20 protein-coding genes and 1 pseudogene are annotated in these 20,016 nt (G+C 66.6%); 9 read left to right on the plus strand and 12 right to left on the minus strand.

The window, feature by feature from the left end; genetic code table 11:
• Both LPZ50_RS08865 and LPZ50_RS08870 read left to right on the plus strand, forming a co-directional pair.
• On the plus strand, window positions 1-849 hold an 849-nt coding region (locus tag LPZ50_RS08865), incomplete at its 5' end, for an ABC transporter ATP-binding protein (RefSeq protein ID WP_230660113.1).
• Window positions 846-1,592, plus strand: a complete 747-nt coding sequence (locus tag LPZ50_RS08870; RefSeq protein WP_230660116.1) for an ABC transporter ATP-binding protein — start codon at window positions 846-848, stop codon at window positions 1,590-1,592. The genes LPZ50_RS08865 and LPZ50_RS08870, both read left to right, overlap by 4 nt.
• On the opposite strand, the gene LPZ50_RS08875 is transcribed toward LPZ50_RS08870, so the two are convergent.
• The 3 genes from LPZ50_RS08875 to LPZ50_RS08885 are packed head-to-tail and all read right to left on the minus strand — an operon-like array spanning window position 1,589 to window position 4,723.
• Window positions 1,589-2,314, minus strand: a complete 726-nt coding sequence (locus LPZ50_RS08875) for an IclR family transcriptional regulator (RefSeq protein ID WP_230660119.1) — start codon at window positions 2,312-2,314, stop codon at window positions 1,589-1,591. The two genes, LPZ50_RS08870 and LPZ50_RS08875, sit on opposite strands and share 4 nt — an antisense overlap.
• Window positions 2,315-2,329: 15 nt before the next feature.
• Entirely contained in the window at window positions 2,330-3,226 is an 897-nt protein-coding gene (locus LPZ50_RS08880; protein ID WP_230660122.1) for an NAD(P)-dependent oxidoreductase, read from the minus strand.
• 33 nt (window positions 3,227-3,259) lie between these two features.
• A complete protein-coding gene (locus tag LPZ50_RS08885; RefSeq protein WP_230660125.1) occupies window positions 3,260-4,723 on the minus strand; it encodes an aldehyde dehydrogenase in 1,464 nt (487 codons plus the stop codon).
• A 173-nt stretch (window positions 4,724-4,896) separates the two neighbouring features.
• Here LPZ50_RS08885 and LPZ50_RS08890 point away from each other — a divergent pair, with 173 nt between their 5' ends.
• The 7 genes from LPZ50_RS08890 to LPZ50_RS08920 all read left to right on the plus strand — a co-directional run bounded on the left by LPZ50_RS08890 (window position 4,897) and on the right by LPZ50_RS08920 (window position 12,207).
• Window positions 4,897-5,862, plus strand: a complete 966-nt coding sequence (locus LPZ50_RS08890) for a Bug family tripartite tricarboxylate transporter substrate binding protein (protein ID WP_230660128.1) — start codon at window positions 4,897-4,899, stop codon at window positions 5,860-5,862.
• A 71-nt stretch (window positions 5,863-5,933) separates the two neighbouring features.
• On the plus strand, window positions 5,934-6,911 hold the full coding sequence (locus LPZ50_RS08895) for a Bug family tripartite tricarboxylate transporter substrate binding protein (RefSeq protein ID WP_230660131.1): 978 nt from the start codon (window positions 5,934-5,936) through the stop codon (window positions 6,909-6,911).
• Between the two features lie 45 nt (window positions 6,912-6,956).
• Complete coding sequence (locus LPZ50_RS08900; protein ID WP_230660134.1) at window positions 6,957-8,504, plus strand: acyl-CoA carboxylase subunit beta; 1,548 nt, start codon at window positions 6,957-6,959, stop codon at window positions 8,502-8,504.
• A gap of 50 nt (window positions 8,505-8,554) precedes the next feature.
• The gene (locus tag LPZ50_RS08905) at window positions 8,555-8,767 is read left to right on the plus strand and encodes an acetyl-CoA carboxylase biotin carboxyl carrier protein subunit (RefSeq protein ID WP_329957656.1); all 213 of its coding nucleotides are present in this window, start codon (window positions 8,555-8,557) and stop codon (window positions 8,765-8,767) included.
• A gap of 5 nt (window positions 8,768-8,772) precedes the next feature.
• The gene (locus LPZ50_RS08910) at window positions 8,773-10,854 is read left to right on the plus strand and encodes a 3-hydroxyacyl-CoA dehydrogenase NAD-binding domain-containing protein (RefSeq protein ID WP_230660137.1); all 2,082 of its coding nucleotides are present in this window, start codon (window positions 8,773-8,775) and stop codon (window positions 10,852-10,854) included.
• The gene (locus LPZ50_RS08915; protein WP_230660140.1) at window positions 10,854-11,546 is read left to right on the plus strand and encodes a 3-oxoacid CoA-transferase subunit A; all 693 of its coding nucleotides are present in this window, start codon (window positions 10,854-10,856) and stop codon (window positions 11,544-11,546) included. Before LPZ50_RS08910 ends, LPZ50_RS08915 begins: the two co-directional genes overlap by 1 nt.
• Window positions 11,536-12,207, plus strand: a complete 672-nt coding sequence (locus LPZ50_RS08920; protein ID WP_230660143.1) for a 3-oxoacid CoA-transferase subunit B — start codon at window positions 11,536-11,538, stop codon at window positions 12,205-12,207. Before LPZ50_RS08915 ends, LPZ50_RS08920 begins: the two co-directional genes overlap by 11 nt.
• 8 nt (window positions 12,208-12,215) lie before the next feature.
• Here LPZ50_RS08920 and LPZ50_RS08925 read toward each other — a convergent pair whose 3' ends face one another.
• The 9 genes and pseudogenes from LPZ50_RS08925 to LPZ50_RS08965 form a co-directional block, all read right to left on the minus strand.
• Window positions 12,216-13,055 carry a branched-chain amino acid aminotransferase gene (locus LPZ50_RS08925; RefSeq protein ID WP_230660146.1) on the minus strand — a complete coding sequence of 280 codons (840 nt, stop codon included), beginning with the start codon at window positions 13,053-13,055 and terminating at the stop codon, window positions 12,216-12,218.
• A gap of 79 nt (window positions 13,056-13,134) precedes the next feature.
• The gene (locus LPZ50_RS08930) at window positions 13,135-14,136 is read right to left on the minus strand and encodes an ABC transporter substrate-binding protein (protein ID WP_419195583.1); all 1,002 of its coding nucleotides are present in this window, start codon (window positions 14,134-14,136) and stop codon (window positions 13,135-13,137) included.
• A gap of 183 nt (window positions 14,137-14,319) precedes the next feature.
• Complete coding sequence (locus tag LPZ50_RS08935) at window positions 14,320-15,300, minus strand: branched-chain amino acid ABC transporter permease (protein WP_230660149.1); 981 nt, start codon at window positions 15,298-15,300, stop codon at window positions 14,320-14,322.
• Window positions 15,297-16,184 (minus strand): branched-chain amino acid ABC transporter permease, encoded by an 888-nt coding sequence (locus tag LPZ50_RS08940; protein WP_230660152.1) that lies wholly within the window; start codon window positions 16,182-16,184, stop codon window positions 15,297-15,299. The genes LPZ50_RS08935 and LPZ50_RS08940 overlap by 4 nt, the downstream gene beginning before the upstream one ends.
• Window positions 16,185-16,280: 96 nt before the next feature.
• The gene (locus LPZ50_RS08945; RefSeq protein WP_230660156.1) at window positions 16,281-17,495 is read right to left on the minus strand and encodes an ABC transporter substrate-binding protein; all 1,215 of its coding nucleotides are present in this window, start codon (window positions 17,493-17,495) and stop codon (window positions 16,281-16,283) included.
• 57 nt (window positions 17,496-17,552) lie between these two features.
• Window positions 17,553-18,266: an ABC transporter ATP-binding protein gene (locus LPZ50_RS08950; RefSeq protein WP_230660158.1), complete on the minus strand. Its 714-nt coding sequence runs from the start codon at window positions 18,264-18,266 to the stop codon at window positions 17,553-17,555.
• Window positions 18,263-19,036, minus strand: a complete 774-nt coding sequence (locus LPZ50_RS08955) for an ABC transporter ATP-binding protein (protein WP_230660161.1) — start codon at window positions 19,034-19,036, stop codon at window positions 18,263-18,265. Before LPZ50_RS08955 ends, LPZ50_RS08950 begins: the two co-directional genes overlap by 4 nt.
• A 145-nt stretch (window positions 19,037-19,181) precedes the next feature.
• On the minus strand, window positions 19,182-19,817 hold the full coding sequence (gene nth, locus LPZ50_RS08960; protein WP_230660163.1) for an endonuclease III: 636 nt from the start codon (window positions 19,815-19,817) through the stop codon (window positions 19,182-19,184).
• 2 nt (window positions 19,818-19,819) lie between these two features.
• A pseudogene (locus LPZ50_RS08965) lies at window positions 19,820-20,016 on the minus strand (hypothetical protein); the annotation flags it as partial.

The following is a 20,016-nucleotide window of genomic DNA, read 5'->3' on the forward strand; positions in this document are numbered from 1 at the left end:
GCCGCGCCGGCCCTGCCGCACCGCGAACGGCCGCAAAGCGGCGCGCTGGTGCTGGAAGTGGACGCCATACGCAAGGAATTCGGCGGGCTGGTGGCGGTGAACGATATTTCATTCAAGGTGCGCGCGGGAGAAATCGTCGGGCTGATCGGCCCCAACGGCGCGGGCAAAAGCACCACCTTCAACCTGATCAGCGGCGTGCTGCCCGCCACGCGCGGCCAGGTGCGCTTCCTGGGCGAACGCATCGACGGCCAGTCGGCGCGCGACATCGCGCGCCGCGGGGTGGGGCGCACCTTCCAGCACGTGCAATTGCTGCCGGGCATGTCGGTGCTGGAAAACGTGGCGCTGGGCGCGCACATGCGCGCCGCAGTGGGCGTGGTGGCCGGCGCCCTGCACAGTGAACGCGCCCAGGAAGCGCGCCTGCTGCACGAGGCCGCCACGCAATTGCAGCGCGTGGGCCTGGGCGACTACCTGTATGAGCAGGCCGGCAACCTGGCCCTGGGCCAGCAGCGCATTCTGGAAATCGCGCGCGCCCTGGCCTGCGACCCGGTGCTGCTGCTGCTGGACGAACCGGCGGCGGGCCTGCGCTACAAAGAAAAGCAGGAACTGGCCAAGGTGCTGGAACAATTGCGGGCCGAAGGCATGAGCATCCTGCTGGTGGAACACGATATGGACTTCGTCATGCGCCTGACCAACCATCTGGTGGTCATGGATTTCGGCACCAAGCTGGCCGAGGGCATACCCGCCGAAGTGCAGCAGAACCCTGCCGTGCTGGAGGCCTACCTGGGCGGCATCGACGACGACCTGCCCGAGGCAGGCGCAACCGTGCCGGCAACGGAGAACGCACGATGAGCCAGGATCCCATTCTCGATGTGCGCGGCCTGAGCGCGCGCTACGGCAAAGTGGGCGCCCTGACCGACGCCACCCTGACCGTGGCCCCGGGCAGCATCGTCACGGTGATCGGCGCCAACGGCGCGGGCAAGTCCACCATGCTGAATGCCCTGATGGGAGCGCTGCCCAGCAGTGGCCATACTTCGGGCACGGTGCAGTACACGGGTACCGACGTGTCCGCCTGGACGGTCGAGCGTCGCGTGGCGGCAGGCATGTCGCTGGTGCCGGAACGGCGCGAGCTGTTCGGCAGCATGTCGGTGGAGGACAACCTGCTGCTGGGCGGTTTTCGCCGCTATCGCGCGCGCGAAAGCGGCTGGCAGGCCACGCTGGACGAAGTGTTCACGCTGTTCCCACGGCTGAAGGAACGGCGCCGCCAGGAAGCGGGCACGCTGTCGGGCGGCGAGCGCCAGATGCTGGCCGTGGGCCGGGCCCTGATGGCCAAGCCCAGCCTGTTGATGCTGGACGAGCCCAGCCTGGGCCTGGCGCCGCGCATCGTGCGCGAAATTTTCCACATCATTGCGCGGCTGCGCGAAACCGGCGTGGCGATCCTGCTGGTGGAACAGAACGCGCGCGCGGCGCTGCAGGTGGCCGACTACGGCTATGTGCTGGAAACCGGCGAAGTCATCCTGCACGGCCCCGCCCGCGAACTGGCGGGCAACCCGCGGGTGATAGAAAGCTATCTGGGGCTGGGCAAAGGCAACTAAGCGCCGGCCCTGGCGGGCCAGCGTCCGCCCAGGGCCTGCGTGGCGGCTTGCGCGGCGTCGGCCGCCAGGCGCGACATTTTCTTGATGGCGGCCGGCGTGAAGCGTTCCTTGGGGCCCGACAGGGAAATGGCGCCGCACATTTCACCATCGGGGCCGAACACAGGGCAGGCCACCGCCGCGCAGTTCGGGTCGCGTTCACCCATGGAGATCAGTGTCAGGCCGGCGTCGGCCGGCCCCTGGCGCTTGACCAGATAGGCTGTCAGCAAGCGGCCCGCCGCGCCCTTGTTCAGCGGCAGCAGGTCGCCCACGCGGATGCGGTCCAGCGTGGAATGGTGCGAATCGACACGCAGCAGGCACATGCGCGACTGGGCATCGTGATAGGCATGGAACGAGGCGCTTTCGGTGCCCTTGTCCACCAGGTCTTGCAGCAGCGGCTGCACCGTCTCGGCCAGGCGGTACGTGGCCTCGTAGGCCCGCCCCAGGCGGTGCGCGTATGGCCCGAGCGCATAGCGCCCATCTGTGCGGCGTACCACCAGGGCGGCCTTTTCGAGCGAGGCGATCAGCCGCAGCAAGGTGCTTTTATAGAACCCCGTGGCACGGGACAGGTCTGCCAGGCTGATGGCGTCGGTGCGTTGCGCGACGGCGTCGACAATGGCCAGGGCGCGCTCGACGGCGGCAACGCCATCGGAAGAAGTCTCGGATTGGGGGCTGCTGCGGCTCATGGATGATGCATGGGGTTAATCGGGGGCCGGGTCCGCGTCGATGATGCGGCTGATGACCGGGAAATAGCGGTCGCCCTGGCCCTGCTCGATGGCGGCGGCGAACCAGTGCTCGACGTTGCGCGCGCCGGGTGCGTCTACGCCGGTTTGCCTGGCCAGCGCCAGCGCGTAGCGCAGGTCTTTGCGGGCGTACTCGACCGGGAAGGCTTTTTCGGGGAATTCCCCGGGGAGAATAGCCTTTAAGCCATGGTTGCGCAACGCGAAGCTGTCGGCCGAACCGCGCGTGAAGGTTTCCAGCAAGACCTGCGGATCCACGCCCGAACGCCGTCCGATGGCGCGCGCTTCCGACAGGGCCGTGACGGTTTCGAACAGCACCATGTTGTTCAGGATCTTCACCACCTGCCCGCAGCCCACCGGTCCGCAGTGGGTGATTTCCGTGGCGTAGGTGGCGATCAGCGGCCGTACCCGTTCGAACACGGCGGCATCGGCCCCCACCATGACCGACAGCGTGCCGGCCTCGGCGGCGGCGCGGGTGCGGGCCACGGGTGCGTCGATGAAAATCGCGCCCAGGGCGGCGAATTCCCTGGCCAGCTCGCGCGTGCTATCCACCGGCGAGGTGCTGGTGTCCACGATCACCTGGCCGGGCCGCGCATGGGCCAGCAGGCCTTGCGGCGCGCGAGCCACCTGGGCCACGATTTCGCCCGACGGCAGGGAAAGAAACAGCACGTCGCTGCGCGCGGCGACCTCGGCCACCGATGCCGCCGCGGCCACGCCGTGCGCCGCCAGGCGCTGCAGCGGGGCGGAATTGCTGTCGTAGCCCAGCACGGCAAGCCCGCCTTTCTGTGCCAGGTTGCGGCAAATGGGTTCGCCCATTACACCCATGCCGATGAAGCCGGCATGCTTGAAATCGTTCATGTGTATCGTCTCCGATAGGAAAAAAGAACTTGCCTACAGGCCCCAGTAGATGCCCTTGGATTGCTGGTACAGGCGTATGCCGGTCAGGCCTTTTTCGCGCCCGATGCCGCTTTCCTTGAACCCGCCGAACGGGGTGGCGATGGACAACTGCTTGTAGGTATTGATCCATACGCTGCCGGCTTCCAGGCGGCGCGCCACGCGCCACGCCCGCCGATAGTCCGCCGTCCAGATGCCCGCCGCCAGCCCGTAGGCGCTGTCGTTGGCCTGGTCGACCAGGTCGTCTTCGTCGTCGAAGGGCAGCACGCACAGCACCGGGCCGAAGATCTCTTCGCGCACGACGTGCGCGTCGCGCCGTAGCCCGCCCAGGATGGTGGGCAGGTAGAAGGCGCCCGCGGCCAGCGCCTCGGTGTCAGGACGGCGCCCGCCCAGCAGCACCTGCGCGCCTTCCTGCAGGGCAGTGCCCACCATGCCTTCGATTTTCTCGCGATGGGCGAACGAGGCGATGGGGCCCATCTGCGCGCCCCGCGCATCCGGCAGATCCACTTTCAATTGGCCGGCGCGCGCCACCAGCCGTTCGATAAACGCGGTGGCGATTGCGCGTTGCACATACAGGCGGGAACCCGCCACGCAGGACTGTCCGCTGCCTTCGAAGATTCCGCCGATCACGCCATCGACGGCCGCGTCCTGGTCGGCATCGGCAAACACGATGTGCGGCGACTTCCCGCCCAGTTCCAGGGCGACGGGCATCAGCTTGTCGGCCGCGGCGCGGGCAATGGCACGGCCGCTGCCGGTTCCGCCGGTGAAGGACACCATGCGCACGCCCGGGTGCTCCACCAGGCGCTTGCCCACCGTGGCGCCCAGCCCAGTGACCACATTCAGAATGCCCGGCGGCAGGCCGGCCTGCAGCGCGATGCGGCCCAGCTCCAGCGCGGGCGACGAGGTGACTTCCGACGGTTTCAGGATGACCGCGTTGCCGGCGGCCAGCGCGGGGGCCACTTTCTGCGCTTCCATGGTCATGGGGGAGTTCCAGGGCGTGATGGCCGCCACCACGCCATAGGGCTCGTACTGGGTCATTGACAAGTAGTTGCCGCGAGGCGGCGTGACCTCGGCGGTAATGGTCTCGCACACCCCCGCGTAATAGCGGAAGGTGGCCGATGCGCTGGCTACCTGGGCCTGGCATTCGGCCCACACCTTGCCGTTTTCGATCATTTGCAGGCGCGCCAGCGTATCGGCGTTGCGGTCCATGCCGTCGGCGATGGCACGCAACACCGCCGCGCGCTTGTGCGGCAGCATGTCGCGCCACGCCGCCTGGCGCACCGCGCGCCAGGCACTGTCGACGGCCTGGTCCACTTCCGCCTCGGAGGCCGCCGCGATCAGGAAATTGGGTCGGCCCGTGGCCGGGTTGACCGATTCGAACGCCTGGCCGGACGCGGCGATCCATTCGCCTGCGATGAGCACCGGCTTGGGAGCGCTGGGGGATTCAGAAGCAGCGGACATGCGTGCGATTCCTTGTCTGGGCGGGCCGGCGGCAGGTCGGGAAAACCTGGAGGGCCGCATTTTGTTGTTGACACCTGGTCAGCCAGAAAATATAAAATAGAATAACTGTTCTGACTGACAGAACACAAAGATTATACAAATGATTCAACGGTGACAAGAGGAGATTCGTAAAAATGCTCAAGCAATGGATGCGCGCAGGCCTGTATGCGCTGGTGCTGGCCAGCGCATCGGCGCATGCCGATGCTTATCCCGTCAAGCCCGTGAACCTGGTGGTTCCCTATCCGGCCGGCGGCGCCACCGACGTGATCGCGCGCGCGGTGTCTGAACAGTTGTCGCAGTCCTGGAAGCAGCCCGTGGTGGTGGAAAACCGCGCCGGCGCGGGCACCACCATTGCGTCCGCCGCGGTGGCGCGCGCGCCGGGGGATGGCTACACCTTGTACATGACCACCTCGGCCCATACCATCAGCGGCCATCTTTACCCGAACCTGCCGTACGACGCGGTAAAGGACTTCGCGCCCATCACGCTGGTGACCAAGGTTCCGCTGGTGCTGGTGGTGAATCCATCCGTGCCCGCCAACACGCTGTCCGAGTTCCTGGATTACTTGAAAGAACACGGCAAAGAGGTGAACTTCGCGTCGCCCGGCAACGGCACGGCGCAGCACCTGAGCGGTGAATTGTTCAAGCAGGCCACGCAGGCGCAGATTACCCACGTGCCATATCGCGGCGACGCCCCCGCGTTCACCGACCTGGCGGGCGGGCAGGTGCAGATGATGCTGGCCACGATCACGTCGGCGCTGCCCTTGATCGAATCAGGCAAGCTGCGCGCGCTGGCCGTGGCGAACGGCAAGAGGGTGCCGGCCCTGGCCCGGGTGCCTACTTTCGGCGAAGCGGGCATGCCGGGGTTCGAGGCCGCAACCTGGTTCGGCCTGCTGGCGCCGGCATCGCTGAAGCCGGAACTCGCCCAGCGCATCTACCAGGACGTTTCGCGCATCGTCGACACGGCGCAGATGCGCCAGCGCATCGAAGCGCTGGGCGGCGACGTGGTCAACAGTACGCCACAGGAATTCGCCCGCTTCATCGCGGCCGAGCAGCAAAAGTGGGGGCAGGCCGTGCAGATGGCGGGCGCGGCCCAACCCTAGCGGCGCAGGCCGCATTCATGCCGGCCGCGCTCGATCGTAGCTGGCTCCAACCACAAGAAGAGGAGACATCGATGAAAAAAGCCAATTACTGGCTGGCCCTGGCCGGCCTGGCCGCGGCGCTGGCGGTGGCGCCTGCGCGCGCGGCCTATCCCGATGCGCCGGTGAAGTTCGTGGTGGGCTTCAGCCCCGGCAGCACCATTGATCTGGTAGCGCGCATCGTGGGTGATGCCCTGGCGGCGCGCACCGGGCAATCGTTCGTGGTCGAGAACAAGACGGGGGCCAATGGCATGATCGCGGCCCGGGCCGTGGCCCAGGCCAAGCCCGACGGCTACACCATCCTGGTCAGCAATTCCAGTTCTATAACGGTGAATCCGCTGCTGTACAAAGACCTGGGTTACGAGCCGCTGAAGGATTTCGCGCCGGTGACCACCGTGGTGGAAGTGCCCTTCGTGCTGACCATCAACCCCGCCAATAGCCGCACCAGCACGGTGGACAGCGTGCAGAATCTGGTAGACCTGGCGCGGCGCAAGCCCGGCTCGGTCAGCTATGGCTCGGCGGGCAACGGCAATCTGATGCACTTGGCAGGCGCCCAGCTGGCCACCATGGCCGATGTGAAGATGCTGCACGTGCCGTACCGCGGCGCCGCCACGATGGAGGCAGGACTGCTGGCCAACGAAGTGGATTTCGGCTTCGACACTTTGTCGGGCGTGCCATTGATCAAGTCCGGCAAGCTCAAGGCCCTGGCGGTTTCCACCAAGCAACGCTGGCCCGACCTGCCGGATGTTCCCGCTGTTGCCGAATTGGGTTACCCGGATTTCGACATCTCGTTCTGGGTGGGAGTTTTCGCGCCGGCGGGTACGCCGCCCGAAGTGGTGGCCAGCCTGAACAAGGCCATTGCCGACGCCGCGGCCGACCCGAAAGTACGCCAACGCCTGGCGGCGCAGGGCCGGCCGGCCACCCCGGCACCGGACGCCTTTCGCGCCAAGATCGCCGGCGAACTGGAACAGAATCAGGCGCTGATCCAGCGCGCCAACATCAAGATCGATTGATCGCGCCGGCGCCGCGGACGGCGCCCGGCTGGACAGGAGCACAGTGTGTCGTGGCAGAACGAATTGGATGAGCTTGCCCTGCGCAAGCGCCTGGCGGCCCGCATGGGCGGCGACGAGAAGGTGCGGCGCCATCGGGACGGCGGCAAATTGCCGGTGCGGGAACGCATCGACCGCTTGGTCGACCCGGATACGTTCCGCGAAGTGGGCGCCTTGGCCGGCAGCGGCAAATACGATGCGCAGGGCCGCTTGCAGGACCTGACGCCCTCGAACCTGTTGATCGGCCGGGCCCGCGTCGAAGGGCGGCCGGTGGTGGTGGCCGCCGATGACTTCACGGTGCGCGGCGGCGCCAATGACGGCGCCGTGGGAGACAAGCTGGTCGAGTCTGAGCGCATGGCCCATGACCTGCGCATGCCGCTGGTGCGGCTGGTGGACGGTACCGGTGGCGGCGGGTCGGTGCGCAATATCGAAGTGAAGGGCCATACGCTGCTGCCCAAGTTACGCATGTGGCCCTTGATGGCGCAGAACCTGGCGACAGTGCCGGTGGTGTCGCTGGGACTGGGCTCGGTGGCGGGCCTGGGCGCGGCGCGGGTGGCCGCCAGCCATTATTCGGTCATGGTGCGCGATACCGCGCAACTGTTCATCGCCGGGCCGCCGGTGGTGGCCCGCATCGGCCAGCAACTGGACAAGAACGAACTGGGGGGCAGCGGCATCCACACCCGCAATGGCGTGGTGGACGACGAAGCGGATTCCGAGGACGAGGCTTTTGCCATGGCGCGGCGCTTCCTGTCCTATCTTCCACGTTCCGTGCACGAGTTGCCGCCGCGCGGCGCGCCGGCCGGGCCGGGGTCGCCAGACCTGTCCTGGCTGCGCGACGCCGTGCCGCGCGATAACCGCGCTGTGTACAAGATGCGGCCCGTCCTGCAGGCCTTGATGGATACCGGTACGTTCATGGAAATCGGCCGCCGCTGGGGCCGGGCGGTCATTACCGGGCTGGCGCGCGTGGACGGATGGCCCGTGGCCGTGTTTGCCAGCGACCCCTATGTCTACGGGGGCGGCTGGGACGGCCCGGCCGCCGAGAAATTCACCCGCCTGCTGGACCTGGCCGAGACCTTTCATTTGCCGGTGGTCAACTTCGTGGACATTCCCGGCTTCCAGATCGGCCTGGCCGCCGAAAAGTCCGGGGCCATGCGCTACGGCGTGCGCGCCCTGACCGCGGTGGCGCAATCCACCGTGCCATGGTGCTCGATCCTGGTGCGCAAGGCTTTCGGGGTGGCCGCCGGCGGCCACCAGAGCGCGGGCCGCTTCAACTTCCGCTATGCCTGGCCTTCGGCGCAGTGGGGGTCGCTGCCCATCGAGGGCGGCCTGGAAGTGGCCTACAAGGCCGAGATCGAGGCGGCGGACGACCCGCGCGCCAAGGTACAGGAAATAGAAGCGCGCATGCGCAGCCTGACCTCGCCGTTCCGCAGTGCCGAGGCCTTCGTGGTGGAAGACATCATCGATCCGGCCGAGACCCGCGCGGTGCTGTGCGATTTCATCGACGTGGTCACGCCGCTGCGCCAGGCCGGGCCGCGCAGCGCCGGATACCGGCCCTGATCCCGCGTCCAGGGACCGGGCCCTGCAAGCCTATGACTGAGGAGACCGCAATGAGCAAATTGGAAGCGCCGGTAACCGGCCGCATCGTAGCCGTGCTGGTGAAGGCGGGCGACCGTGTCGCCGCGGGCGACACCGTGGCCATGATCGAGTCGATGAAAATGGAGATTCCGGTGGAAGCCGAGCGCGACGGCCGGGTCGTGCGCGTGCTGGCGGCCGAAGGCGACGAGGTCGATGAAGGCCAGGCCTTGCTGGACCAGGAGTAACCGCCATGGCCATCCGTACGGAAATGCAGGCGCACGGCAGCGTGGCCCTGTTGACCCTGGACCATGCTCCGGTCAACAGCCTGGGTGCCGCCACGCGCCAGGAACTGTGCGAGGCGCTGGCCGCCGCACTTGCCGACCCGCGGGTACAGGCCATCGTCCTGGCGGGCGCGGGCCGACTGTTCAGCGGCGGCGCCGAGATCCGCGAGTTCAACACCCCGCAGGCGGTCCGCCCGCCCACGCTGCGCGAAATCGTGGCGCAACTGGAGCAGGCCGGCAAGCCGGTGGTGGCGGCCATCCACGGCATGGCGCTGGGCGGCGGGCTGGAACTGGCGCTGGGCTGCCATTACCGGGTAGCCCAGGAAGGCGCGATGCTGGGCTTGCCCGAAGTCAAGCTGGGCATACTGCCCGGCGGCGGCGGTACCCAACGCCTGCCGCGCGCCATCGGGGTGGAACACGCGTTGGACATGATCGTCACGGGCGACCCCGTCGATGCCCGCGCGGCAGCCCGCTGGGGGCTGGTGGACGCGGTATTCGACGACAACCTGGTCGAACACGCCGTGGCGTATGCATTGCGGCAGGCCGCGCGGCCCTTGGACGACCGGGTGCTGGGCTCGCGGCGCGCCCGGCCGCCCGCCGATGCCTCGGTGTACGAGCAGGCACGCGCGCTGGGAACGCGGCGCTTTCGCGGCTGCGTGGCGCCGCGTGCCTGCGTGGACTGCGTCGAGCAGGCGGTGGCGCTGGATATCGAGGCGGGCCTGGCATACGAGCGCAAGCGCTTCGTCGAACTGGTAGAGGGCGGGCAGTCGCGCGCGCAGCGGCACCTGTTCTTTGCCGAACGCCAGGCCCTGAAACTGGCCGCCGACTGGCAGGCCGGGCCGGCATTCGGCACGGTGGGCGTGGTGGGGGCCGGCACCATGGGCGGCGGCATTGCCATGAGCCTGGCCAACGCGGGCATTCCCGTCATTCTGGTAGAGCGCGACGCCGCAGCCCTGGAGCGCGGCTGGAACATCATCCAGAAGAACTATGCGGCCACCGTCGCCAAGGGCCGGCTGACCGATGCGCAACGCGATGCCCGCCTGGCCTGCATCCAGCCCGGCCTGGACATGGCGGCGCTGGCCGATGCCGATCTGGTTATCGAAGCGGCATTCGAAGACATGCAGGTCAAGCTGGAACTGTTCGGCGCGCTGGACAGGATCTGCAAACCGCAGGCCGTGCTGGCGTCGAATACCTCGCGCCTGGATATCGACGTACTGGCCGATGCGACCGGGCGCCCCCGGCAGGTACTGGGCACCCATTTCTTCAGCCCGGCGAACGTCATGCGGCTGGTGGAAGTGGTGCGCGGCCGACGCACCGGAGGGGATGTGATCGCCTCGGTGTTCCGGCTGGCCCGCCGCATGGACAAGCTGCCCGTGCTGGTGGGCGTGTGCGATGGTTTCGTCGGCAACCGCATGGTCAGTCCGTATACACGCGAGGCGCATTTCCTGCTGGAAGAGGGTGCCACGCCGCAGCAGGTGGATGGCGCGCTGCAGCGCTTCGGTTTCGCCATGGGGCCGCTGCGCATGGCCGACATGGCGGGGCTGGACATCAGTTGGGCGGCGCGCAAGCGCATGGCCGCCACGCGGCCGCCGCATCTGCGCTATTCGCGCGTGGCCGACACGCTGTGCGAACAGGGCCGGCTGGGCCAGAAGACGGGGGCCGGGTTCTATCGCTACGCGCCGGGCAGCCGGGACCCGTTGCCCGACCCCGAGGTCGACGCGCTGATCGCCCACTGCGCGGGCCAGGACGGCATTGCGCGCCGGGACATCAGCGACCAGGAAATCGTGCAGCGCACGGTGTATGCCCTGGTCAACGAAGGGGCACGCATTCTTGACGAAGGTATTGCGGCCCGAGCCTCGGACATCGACGTCATCTACGCCCATGGCTATGGCTTTCCGGTGCACCGGGGCGGGCCCATGTTCTACGCCGGCCAGGTCGGCCTGGACAAGGTGCTGGAAACCATCAAGGGCTTTCACCGCCAGCATGGCGAACTATGGGAGCCCGCGCCGTTGTTGAGCCGCCTGGTGCGGCAGGGCACAGGGGCCTTCTGATGCTGGACAAGACCGTGGAATCGCTGCAGCAGGCCGTGGCGGGCATACAGGATGGCGCGGTGGTGCTGATCGGCGGATTCGGCGCGTCGGGTGTCCCTACCGAGCTGGTGTGCGCCCTGCTGGAGCAGGGCGCGCGCGAACTGACCATTGTGAACAACAATGCCGGCAACGGGCCGCGCGGCCTGAGCCAATTGATCGAGGCGGGGCGGGTGCGCAAGATGATTTGTTCGTTCGCGCGCTCGTCCGACCGCGCCAACCCCAATGCCGCGGCATTTGCCCAGGCCTATCACGCGGGGCGCATCGAACTGGAATGCGTGCCCCAGGGCACCATGGCCGAACGCATGCGCGCCGCCGGCGCGGGCATGGGCCCGTTTTTTACGCCTACTTCGTATGGCACGCCCCTGGCTCGCGGCAAGGAAACCCGCGTCATCGATGGGGTGGGCTACGTGCTGGAACAGCCGCTCAAAGGCGATGTGGCGCTGGTGAAGGCGCTGCAGGGCGATCGCTGGGGCAACCTGGTGTACCGCTATGCCGGACGCAATTTCGCGCCGGTGATGTGCATGGCGGCCGCCCTGACCGTGGCACAGGTGGGTCAGGTCGTGCCCCTGGGGAGCCTGCCGCCGCAGCATGTCATGACGCCTGGGATCTTCGTGCAGCGTGTCGTGCAAACCGGAGATGCGGATGGCCACTGAAAAACTTTCGCGGCGCCAGATCGCGCGCCTGGTGGCGCAGGATATTCCGGACGGCGCCTATGTGAACCTGGGCATAGGCATGCCCACCCTGGTGGCGGGATTCCTGCCGGCCGGGCGCGACGTGATTCTGCACACCGAGAATGGCATCGTGGGCATGGGCCCGGGCGATCCGGCCCAGCCGCTGGACCTGGATCTGATCAATGCCAGTAAAGAGGCTGTCACCCTGCTGCCGGGCGCGTCGATCACTGACCACGTCGTGTCATTTGCCATGATGCGCGGCGGGCATCTGGACTTGACGGTACTGGGAGCGTTCCAGGTATCGGGCCGCGGCGACCTGGCGAACTGGGACACGGGAGAACCAGGCACCATACCTGCCGTAGGCGGGGCCATGGACCTGGCGGCCGGTGCGCGACAGGTGTACATCACCATGGCGCATACCACCACGCAGGGCGCGCCCAAGATCGTGGGCGAATGCACCTATCCATTGACGGGCGCGGGCGTGGTCGACCGCATCTATACCGATCTGGCCATTATCGACGTGGGCCCGCAAGGCCTGGTGGTGCGCGGCATGCTGGCAGGCCTGACGCTGGGCGCGCTGCAGGATGCCACGGCGGTGCCGCTGACCCTGTCGCCGGACTGGCGCGAACTGCCTCCCGGCTGATCACGCCCTTACTTGCCGCCGTGCGCGTACTCCATATACAAGCGGTGCGCGCGCCGCGCCATGGGGCCGTAGGGCAGGGCTCGGTCTTCGACGCGGTTCACGTGCACCACCTTGCCGTAGTTGCCGGTAGAGAACACCTCGTCGGCCTGTTCGACATCGGCGCGCGTCAGGGCGCGTTCCTGGACCTCTACGCCATCGGCGCGCAGCAGGGCCAGCACGCGCTGCCGCGTGATGCCGTTCAGGAACGTGCCATTGTCGGCCGGCGTGGCCACCACGCCGTCCTTGGCGATCCACAGGTTGGCGGTGGCGTACTCGGCCACGTGGCCGTCGCCGTCCAGCATGATGGCGTTGTCGAACCCTTTGTCCATGGCTTCGCGTATGGCGCGCTGGCCGTTCGGGTACAGGCACGAGGCCTTGGCGTCGGTGGGCGCCATGTTCGACCATGCGCGCACGAAGCTGGAAAAGCAGGCCGAGAAGCCCTGCTCGCCGGGCATGGGCACCTTGAACACATGCAGCACGAATCGCGTCTTCGGCGCCTCGGGCAACAGGAAGCCGTCGGCGCAGAAGAACATGGGCTTGATGTACAGGGCTTCGCCGGCTGGAAAGCGCGCCACGGCTTCCAGGCACAGGCCGCGTATTTCCTGCCAGCCCATTTGCGGCTGCATCAGCATTTTCTCGGCCGAGCGCACCACCCGCTGGCAGTGCAGGTCCAGGTCGGGCGTCAGGCCATCGAAGGCGCGCGCGCCGTCGAACACCATGCTGGCCATCCAGAAAGCGTGATCGGCGGGGCCCAGCAGCTTAGGGTTGTCGGTGGTCCAGTGGCCGTCGTGCCAGTAGATCGCATCCATTGCTTGATTTCCTTGATTCGGGGCTGCGCCGGAACGGCGCGTTGCCCGCGCAGCATACACCCGCGGGCCGCCGCCGGGCCTACAGCTTGGCCTCGACCCGTCCGGCCACGTCGCCGGGCACCCATTTCTTCCATACGTCGGGATACTTGCGCAGGAAGTACAGGGCCGCTTCTTCGGGCTCGGCACCTTCGTTTTCCAGCCACCCCAGCGTGTCGTCGATGGCGGTGCCGGGCACGCTCAGCTTCTCGAAGAAAGCATGCAGCTTGGGGGCGCGGCGGGCAAAGTCGGCGTTCATGCCGGTGACGACCTGGTTGGGCTTGAATTCGGTGGCCACCGGATTCTCGCATTGAGGGTCGGTCAGGCAGGTGTAGGCTTCCTGGTTGAAGCTGGGCAGTTCCAGCTTGACCAGGTCCAGCGAGCCGACCAGCGCGGTGGGGGTCCAGTAATAGAACACGATGTCGCGCTTGCGCTTGTAGGCCGACACAATAGCGGCCTTCTGCGCCGCGCCCGAGCCGGGGGCGAACATGGTGTATTGCCCGTCCAGCTTCAATGCCTTGATCAGGTTGGCGTTCAGGGTGCCGCAGGCCCAGCCTGCCGGGCAGCCGTAGATGCGGCCCTTGGACGGGTCTTCGGGGTCGGCAAACACCTGCACGTAGCGTGCCAGGTCGGATGCCTGTTTCAAGTCCGGGTGGCGTTCGGCCGTATAGCGCGGGACATACCAGCCTTCGCCGGCATCGAACACATGGCCCACGGCCTGCACCTTGCCGGATTTCAGGGCCTTGTCCCAGGCCACTTCGATCTGGCCGGGCCACACCTCGGGAGTGATTTCCACGTCGCCGCGCTGCAGCGCGGCCAGCATGGCCAGGGTTTCGCCGATTTCCACCGAGGTCTGGCAGCCGTAGCCGTGCTCCACGATGAAGCGCTCGATGCCGGCCAGCACCAGGTTGGATTCCCAGTTCAGGCCGCTGAAGCGCACCGTGTGGTCGACTTCGCACTGTGGCGCATCGGCCGCCGCGGCGGAGGCGGACCACAGCATCGTGGTGGCGGAAAGGGCAAGCAGGAATGCCCGGGGGGCTCGCAGCATACGCATGGGGAAGGTTTCCTTGGTTTGCGGAGGCAGTGATGCCGGCAGGCCATTGTAAAGCGCGCCCTGGCGCCTGGCGGGGACGGCCCGCGGCCGCGCGCCGGGGCTGGCTTGTCATCGGCAAAAACCCTGATGCCGCCGTGATCCGCAAACTCGCGGCCTTGCGCCGAGGCGCAAGGGTCAGGCGCGCGCCCGGCGCCGTTGCAGGAAGGCCAGCAGTTCGCCCACGATGCCGCGCCGGAAGGCCAGCACGCAAATGATGAAGATCAGGCCGATCACGATGGTGACCGACTCGCCCAAGCGCAGGAACCAGTTGCTGCCGGTCAGTTCCGCCATGAAGCGTCCGAAGTCGCCCACTTTGTTTTCCAGCAGCACCACGATGAACGCGCCCAGAATGGGTCCCACCAGCGTGCCCATGCCGCCGATCAGCGTCATCAGGATCACCAGGCCTGACATCTGCCAGGTGGCGTCCGACAGCGTGGCCGACACGAACACCAGGGTCTTGGCGGCGCCGGCCAGCCCGGCGATGGCGGCCGACAGCACAAAGGCCAGCAGCTTGAAGCGGTCGACGTCATAGCCCAGCGACAGGGTGCGCGGCTCGTTCTCGCGCAGCGCCTTCAGCACCTGCCCGAACGGCGAATGCACGGTGCGCCAGATGATGAAATAGCCGATGGCGAAAATCGCCATGACCAGGTAGTACAGGTTCAGGTCGTTGTGCAGGTCCACCACGCCCAGCAGGGTGCCGCGCGGTACGCGCTGCAGGCCGTCTTCGCCGCCGGTGAACGGGGCCTGCAGGAAGAAGAAGAACACCATCTGGGCCAGCGCCAGCGTGATCATGGCGAAATAGATGCCGCTGCGGCGGATGGCCAGCAGGCCCATGAGCAGGCCCAGCACCGCTGCCACCGCCACGCCGAACAGCAGGCCCAGCTCGGTAGGGAAGCCCCAAACCTTCAATGCATGGCCGGCCGCGTAGGCCGCGCTGCCCAGGAAGGCGGCATGGCCGAACGACAGCAGGCCGGTATACCCCAGCAGCAGATTGAAGGCGCAGGCGAACAGCGCATAGCACATCACCTTCATGGCGAAGATGGGGTATACGCCCAGGAACGGCAGCAGGGCCACGATGATGGCCGCCGCTGCGTAGCTGAGAAGTTGGCGGTTCATTTCTCTTTTCCGAACAGCCCGGCCGGGCGAATCAACAGAACGATGGCCATGATGATGAACACCACGGTGCTGGAAGCCTCGGGCCAGAACACTTTGGTCAGGCCCTCGATGATGCCCAGGCCCAGGCCTGTGACGATGGCGCCAAGAATGGAGCCCATGCCGCCGATCACCACCACGGCGAACACCACGATGATCAGGTTGGAGCCCATGAGCGGTGAAATCTGCAGCACCGGGGCGGCCAGCACGCCCGCGAAGCCCGCCAGCGCCACGCCAAACCCGTAGGTCAGGGTCACCATGCGGGGCACGTTCACGCCGAACGCCTCGACCAGCTTGGGGTTCTCGGTGCCGGCGCGCAGCAGGGCGCCCAAGCGGGTGCGCTCGATGACGAACCAGGTGGCCATGCACACCACGATCGAGGCCACCACCACCCAGCCGCGATAGTTGGGCAGGATCATGAAGCCCAGGTTGGTGGCGCCGCGCAGCACGTCGGGAGTGGGGTAAGGCTGGCCGGACACGCCGTAGAAGCTGCGGAACAGGCCTTCTATCAGCAGCGTCAGCCCGAAGGTCATCAGCAGCCCGTACAGGTGGTCGAGCTTGTACAGGTGCTTGAGCAGCAGCTTCTCGATCACGATGCCGAACAGGCCCACGACCAGGGGGGCCAGGACCAGCATCACCCAGTAGTTCAGGCCCAGGTACGACAGGCCCATCCAGGCCACGAAGGCGCCCAGCATGTACAGTGCGCCGTGGGCGAAGTTGATGACGTTCAGCAGTCCGAAAATAACCGCCAGGCCCAGCGACAGCATGGCGTAGAACGACCCGTTGACCAGGCCCAGCAGCAGTTGCCCCAGCAGGGCCTGTATGGGTATGCCGAAGATGTCAATCATGTCGGAAGAATCCTGCGCGTTCTGATAAAGGCGTGCCGATGCGCGGCGCGGCCGGTTCGCCGGGTAGGCGTGGGCCGCGCCGCGCGGGTCGGCGGATTACTTTTTGAAGACCGGGCAGGTCGATTCCGAGGGCTTGGTGTAGACCTCGTCGCCGGGCAGGGTGGCCACGACTTTGTAGTAGTCCCAGGGAGCCTTGGATTCCTGGGGCGTTTTCACCTGCATCAGGTACATGTCATGGATCATGCGGCCGTCTTCGCGCACATAGCCATTCTGGGCGAAGAAGTCGTTGACCTTGTTCGACTTCATCCACTTCATGAGCGCGTCGCCGTCGTCGGTGCCGGTGGCTTTCACGCCATTCAGGTAGAAGGACACGGACGAGTAGTCAGCCGCCTGCAGCATCGAGGGCTTGCGGCCCACTTTTTCCTCGAACTTCTTGGTCCAGGCGCGCGCGGCGTCGGATTGGTCCCAGTACCAGCCGGTGGTCAGGTACATGCCCTGGGTGGTTTGCAGGCCCAGCGAGTGCACGTCGTTGATGAACACGAGCAGGCCCGCCATTTTCATGGTCTGGGTCACACCGAATTCATTGGCCGCCTTGATCGAGTTGATGGTGTCGCCGCCCGCGTTCGCCAGGCCCAGGATCTGCGCGCCGGAGGCCTGCGCCTGCAGCAGGAACGACGAGAAATCGGCGGTGGACAGCGGCGCGCGCACGTGGCCCTTGATTTCGCCGCCATTGGCCTTGACCACCGCGGTGGTGTCGCGTTCGAGCGCGTGGCCGAAAGCATAGTCGGCGGTCAGGAAGAACCAGCTCTTGCCGCCGTTCTTCACCACGGCCGAGCCGGTGCCGCGCGCCAGTGCCACGGTGTCGTAGGCATAATGCACGGTGTAGGGCGTGCATTGCTTGTTGGTCAGGTCGGAAGCGCCCGGGCCGATGGCGATGAAGGGCTTTTTCTTTTCGGCCGCGACGGCCGCCATGGCCAGGTTGGTGGCCGAGTTGGTGCCGCCCACCAGCATGTCCAGGCCGTCCTGGTCGAACCATTCGCGCGCGCGGCTGGACGCGATGTCGGCCTTGTTCTGGTGGTCGGCCGTGACCAGTTCGATTTTCTTGCCGTTGATGGCGCCGCCCGCGTCGGCAATGGCCATGCGGATCGCTTCCACGCCCGCCGGGCCGTCGATGTCGGAATACACGCCCGACATGTCCGTGATGAAACCGATGCGGATGACGTCGCCGGAGATACCTTGCGCCTGGGCGGGTAGCCCTGCGAATCCCAGGCCAGCCAGGGCCAGCGCGGCAGTGATGTGATGCAGCTTCATGGGATGACTCCTTCACTCTTCTGTGGGGTGCCGGCAAAGCGGCGGATGACAGGATTTCTATACGCCCAGCAGTTCGTTGAGCGTGTCCTGCTTCTGTTCAAGTTCACTGGCCTCGAAGTGCTCGACGATCTGGCCGTGCTCCATGACATAGAAGCGGTCGGACAGCGGCGCGGCGAAGCGGAAATTCTGCTCGACCATCACAATGGTGTAGCCGCGTTGTTTCAGCGCGGTGATCATGCGCGCCAGGGCCTGCACGATGACGGGCGCCAGGCCTTCGGAAATCTCGTCCAGCAACAGCAGATTGGCGCCGGTGCGCAGGATGCGCGCCACCGCCAGCATCTGCTGCTCTCCCCCCGACAGGCGGGTGCCGGGCGAGCCGCGGCGTTCGTACAGGTTGGGGAACATGTCGTAGATTTCGGCCAGCGACATGCCGCCGCCCAGCGCGCCGCCCACCGCCGGAGGCAGCAGCAGGTTTTCCTCGCACGACAGGCTGGCGAAAATGCCGCGTTCTTCCGGGCAGTAGCCCACGCCCAGGTGGGCGATCTTGTAGGTGGGCAGTTCGATGGCCTCGGTGCCATGAATGCGCACCGACCCCTTGCGGCTGCCGGTCAGGCCCAGGATGGCGCGCAGCGTGGTGGTGCGGCCGGCGCCATTGCGCCCCAGCAGCGTCACCACCTCGCCCTGCGCTACCTGCATGTCCACGCCGTGCAGGATGTGCGATTCACCGTACCAGGCCTGCAGGCCGGATATTTCCAGTGCCGGGGTGCTCATGCGTGGGCTCCTTGCAGTTCCCCGTCTGTGGTGCCCATGTAGGCCTGCATGACCGCGGGGTGGCGCGATACTTCCGCATAAGGCCCTTCCGCCAGCACTGCGCCGCGTGCCAGCACGGTAATGGTGTCGGCAATGGAGGACACGACATTCATATTGTGTTCAACCATCAGAATGGTGCGGCCCTGGCTGACCTGCTTGATCAGCTGCGTGACACGGTGCACGTCTTCGTGCCCCATGCCCTGGGTGGGCTCGTCGAGCAACATCAGTTCGGGTTCCATGGCCAGCGTGGTGGCGATTTCGAGCGCGCGCTTGCGTCCATAGGGCAGGTTGATGGTGACTTCGTCGGCGAAGGCGCCCAGGTCGACCCGGTCCAGCAGCGCGCGGGCAGCAGGGTTGAGGTCTTCCAGGCGATTCTCGCTGCGCCAGAAGTGGAACGACAGGCCGGTTTTCCGCTGCAGCCCGATGCGCACGTTCTCGAGCACCGTCAGGTGCGGAAACACGGCGGAGATCTGGAACGACCGGATGATGCCGCGCCGCGCGATCTGCGCCGGACGTTCGCCGGTGATGTCGTGGCCGTTGTAGATGATGTGCCCCGAGGTGGGCGCCAGGAACTTGGTCAGCAGATTGAAACAAGTGGTCTTGCCCGCGCCATTGGGGCCGATCAACGCGTGGATCTGGCCGCGCTTGACACGCAGATCGACCCCGTTGACCGCGACAAAGCCGCGGAATTCCTTGGTAAGGCCTTTTGTCTCCAGGATGATGTCGTCCATGTCCGCGGCACCAGCGTTGTATTTTTAAGAGTTGCCGGCGAGTATGCGGATCTATCCCCCAAAATGCCATGAGGGTTTTTCATAGGTATTGCGCTGCGCAATGCGCGGATTGTCGGGCAGCCGACAATGCACGCGATGACACCGTTTATGACAGGGTCTTTTGCTTGAATTCGCACAGGTCCGCAATGCCGCATTGCGGACACTTGGGCTTGCGCGCCACACAGATGTAGCGGCCGTGCAGGATCAGCCAATGGTGTGCGTCCTGCATGTATTCAGCCGGTACGAATTTTTCCAGTTTGTGTTCGACTTCCAGCACATTCTTGCCGGGCGCGATGCCGGTGCGGTTCGAGACCCGGAAAATATGCGTGTCGACGGCCATGGTGGGCTGGCCGAAGGCCGTGTTGAGCACCACGTTGGCGGTCTTGCGCCCCACGCCGGGCAGGGCTTCCAGGGCTTCGCGGGTCTGGGGCACGGCGCCGCCGTGCTGTTCGATCAGCAGGCGGCAGGTGGCGATGGCATTCTTGGCTTTGGTGCGGTACAGCCCGATGGTCTTGATGTAGTCGGCCAGGCCTTCCTCGCCCAGCGCCACCATGGCCTCGGGGGTGCCATGGCGCGGAAAGAACTTGCGTGTGGCGATGTTCACCGATTTGTCGGTGGCCTGCGCGGAAAGCAGCACCGCGATCAGTAGCTGGAACGGGGTGTCATATTCCAGTTCGGTGGTCGGGTGGGGGTTGGCGGCTTGCAGGCGCGCAAAGATCTCGCGGCGTTTGGCGGCGTTCATGGTCAGGGGGCGGTACGGCGGGCCCGGGCGCGGGCCAGGGCGGATTCGATGGCGGCGCGCTTGCGGGCGGCGTCATCGGCGTGTTCTGTCGCCGGCCGGGCGGGTACAGGGTGTGCCGGGGTGTCGGCGATCCAGTCGCTGAGCACGCGGCGGATGTCGTACAGATTGGCCTTGACGATATCGCGCCGCACGCAATCGT

The sequence above is a fragment of the Bordetella petrii genome (genome assembly GCF_020991325.1).
GTDB classification, from domain to species: domain Bacteria; phylum Pseudomonadota; class Gammaproteobacteria; order Burkholderiales; family Burkholderiaceae_B; genus Bordetella_A; species Bordetella_A petrii_E.

Coding starts and splice junctions, on each gene's coding strand:
- LPZ50_RS08880 (WP_230660122.1), bottom strand. CDS start 3,226: ATGAACGATTTCAAGCATGCCGGCTTCATCGGCATGGGTGTAATGGGC.
- LPZ50_RS08895 (WP_230660131.1), top strand. CDS start 5,934: ATGAAAAAAGCCAATTACTGGCTGGCCCTGGCCGGCCTGGCCGCGGCG.
- nth (WP_230660163.1), bottom strand. CDS start 19,817: ATGAACGCCGCCAAACGCCGCGAGATCTTTGCGCGCCTGCAAGCCGCC.
- LPZ50_RS08945 (WP_230660156.1), bottom strand. CDS start 17,495: ATGAAGCTGCATCACATCACTGCCGCGCTGGCCCTGGCTGGCCTGGGA.
- LPZ50_RS08925 (WP_230660146.1), bottom strand. CDS start 13,055: ATGGATGCGATCTACTGGCACGACGGCCACTGGACCACCGACAACCCT.
- LPZ50_RS08910 (WP_230660137.1), top strand. CDS start 8,773: ATGGCCATCCGTACGGAAATGCAGGCGCACGGCAGCGTGGCCCTGTTG.
- LPZ50_RS08915 (WP_230660140.1), top strand. CDS start 10,854: ATGCTGGACAAGACCGTGGAATCGCTGCAGCAGGCCGTGGCGGGCATA.
- LPZ50_RS08940 (WP_230660152.1), bottom strand. CDS start 16,184: ATGATTGACATCTTCGGCATACCCATACAGGCCCTGCTGGGGCAACTG.
- LPZ50_RS08950 (WP_230660158.1), bottom strand. CDS start 18,266: ATGAGCACCCCGGCACTGGAAATATCCGGCCTGCAGGCCTGGTACGGT.
- LPZ50_RS08920 (WP_230660143.1), top strand. CDS start 11,536: ATGGCCACTGAAAAACTTTCGCGGCGCCAGATCGCGCGCCTGGTGGCG.
- LPZ50_RS08955 (WP_230660161.1), bottom strand. CDS start 19,036: ATGGACGACATCATCCTGGAGACAAAAGGCCTTACCAAGGAATTCCGC.
- LPZ50_RS08935 (WP_230660149.1), bottom strand. CDS start 15,300: ATGAACCGCCAACTTCTCAGCTACGCAGCGGCGGCCATCATCGTGGCC.
- LPZ50_RS08890 (WP_230660128.1), top strand. CDS start 4,897: ATGCTCAAGCAATGGATGCGCGCAGGCCTGTATGCGCTGGTGCTGGCC.
- LPZ50_RS08885 (WP_230660125.1), bottom strand. CDS start 4,723: ATGTCCGCTGCTTCTGAATCCCCCAGCGCTCCCAAGCCGGTGCTCATC.
- LPZ50_RS08870 (WP_230660116.1), top strand. CDS start 846: ATGAGCCAGGATCCCATTCTCGATGTGCGCGGCCTGAGCGCGCGCTAC.
- LPZ50_RS08905 (WP_329957656.1), top strand. CDS start 8,555: ATGAGCAAATTGGAAGCGCCGGTAACCGGCCGCATCGTAGCCGTGCTG.
- LPZ50_RS08875 (WP_230660119.1), bottom strand. CDS start 2,314: ATGAGCCGCAGCAGCCCCCAATCCGAGACTTCTTCCGATGGCGTTGCC.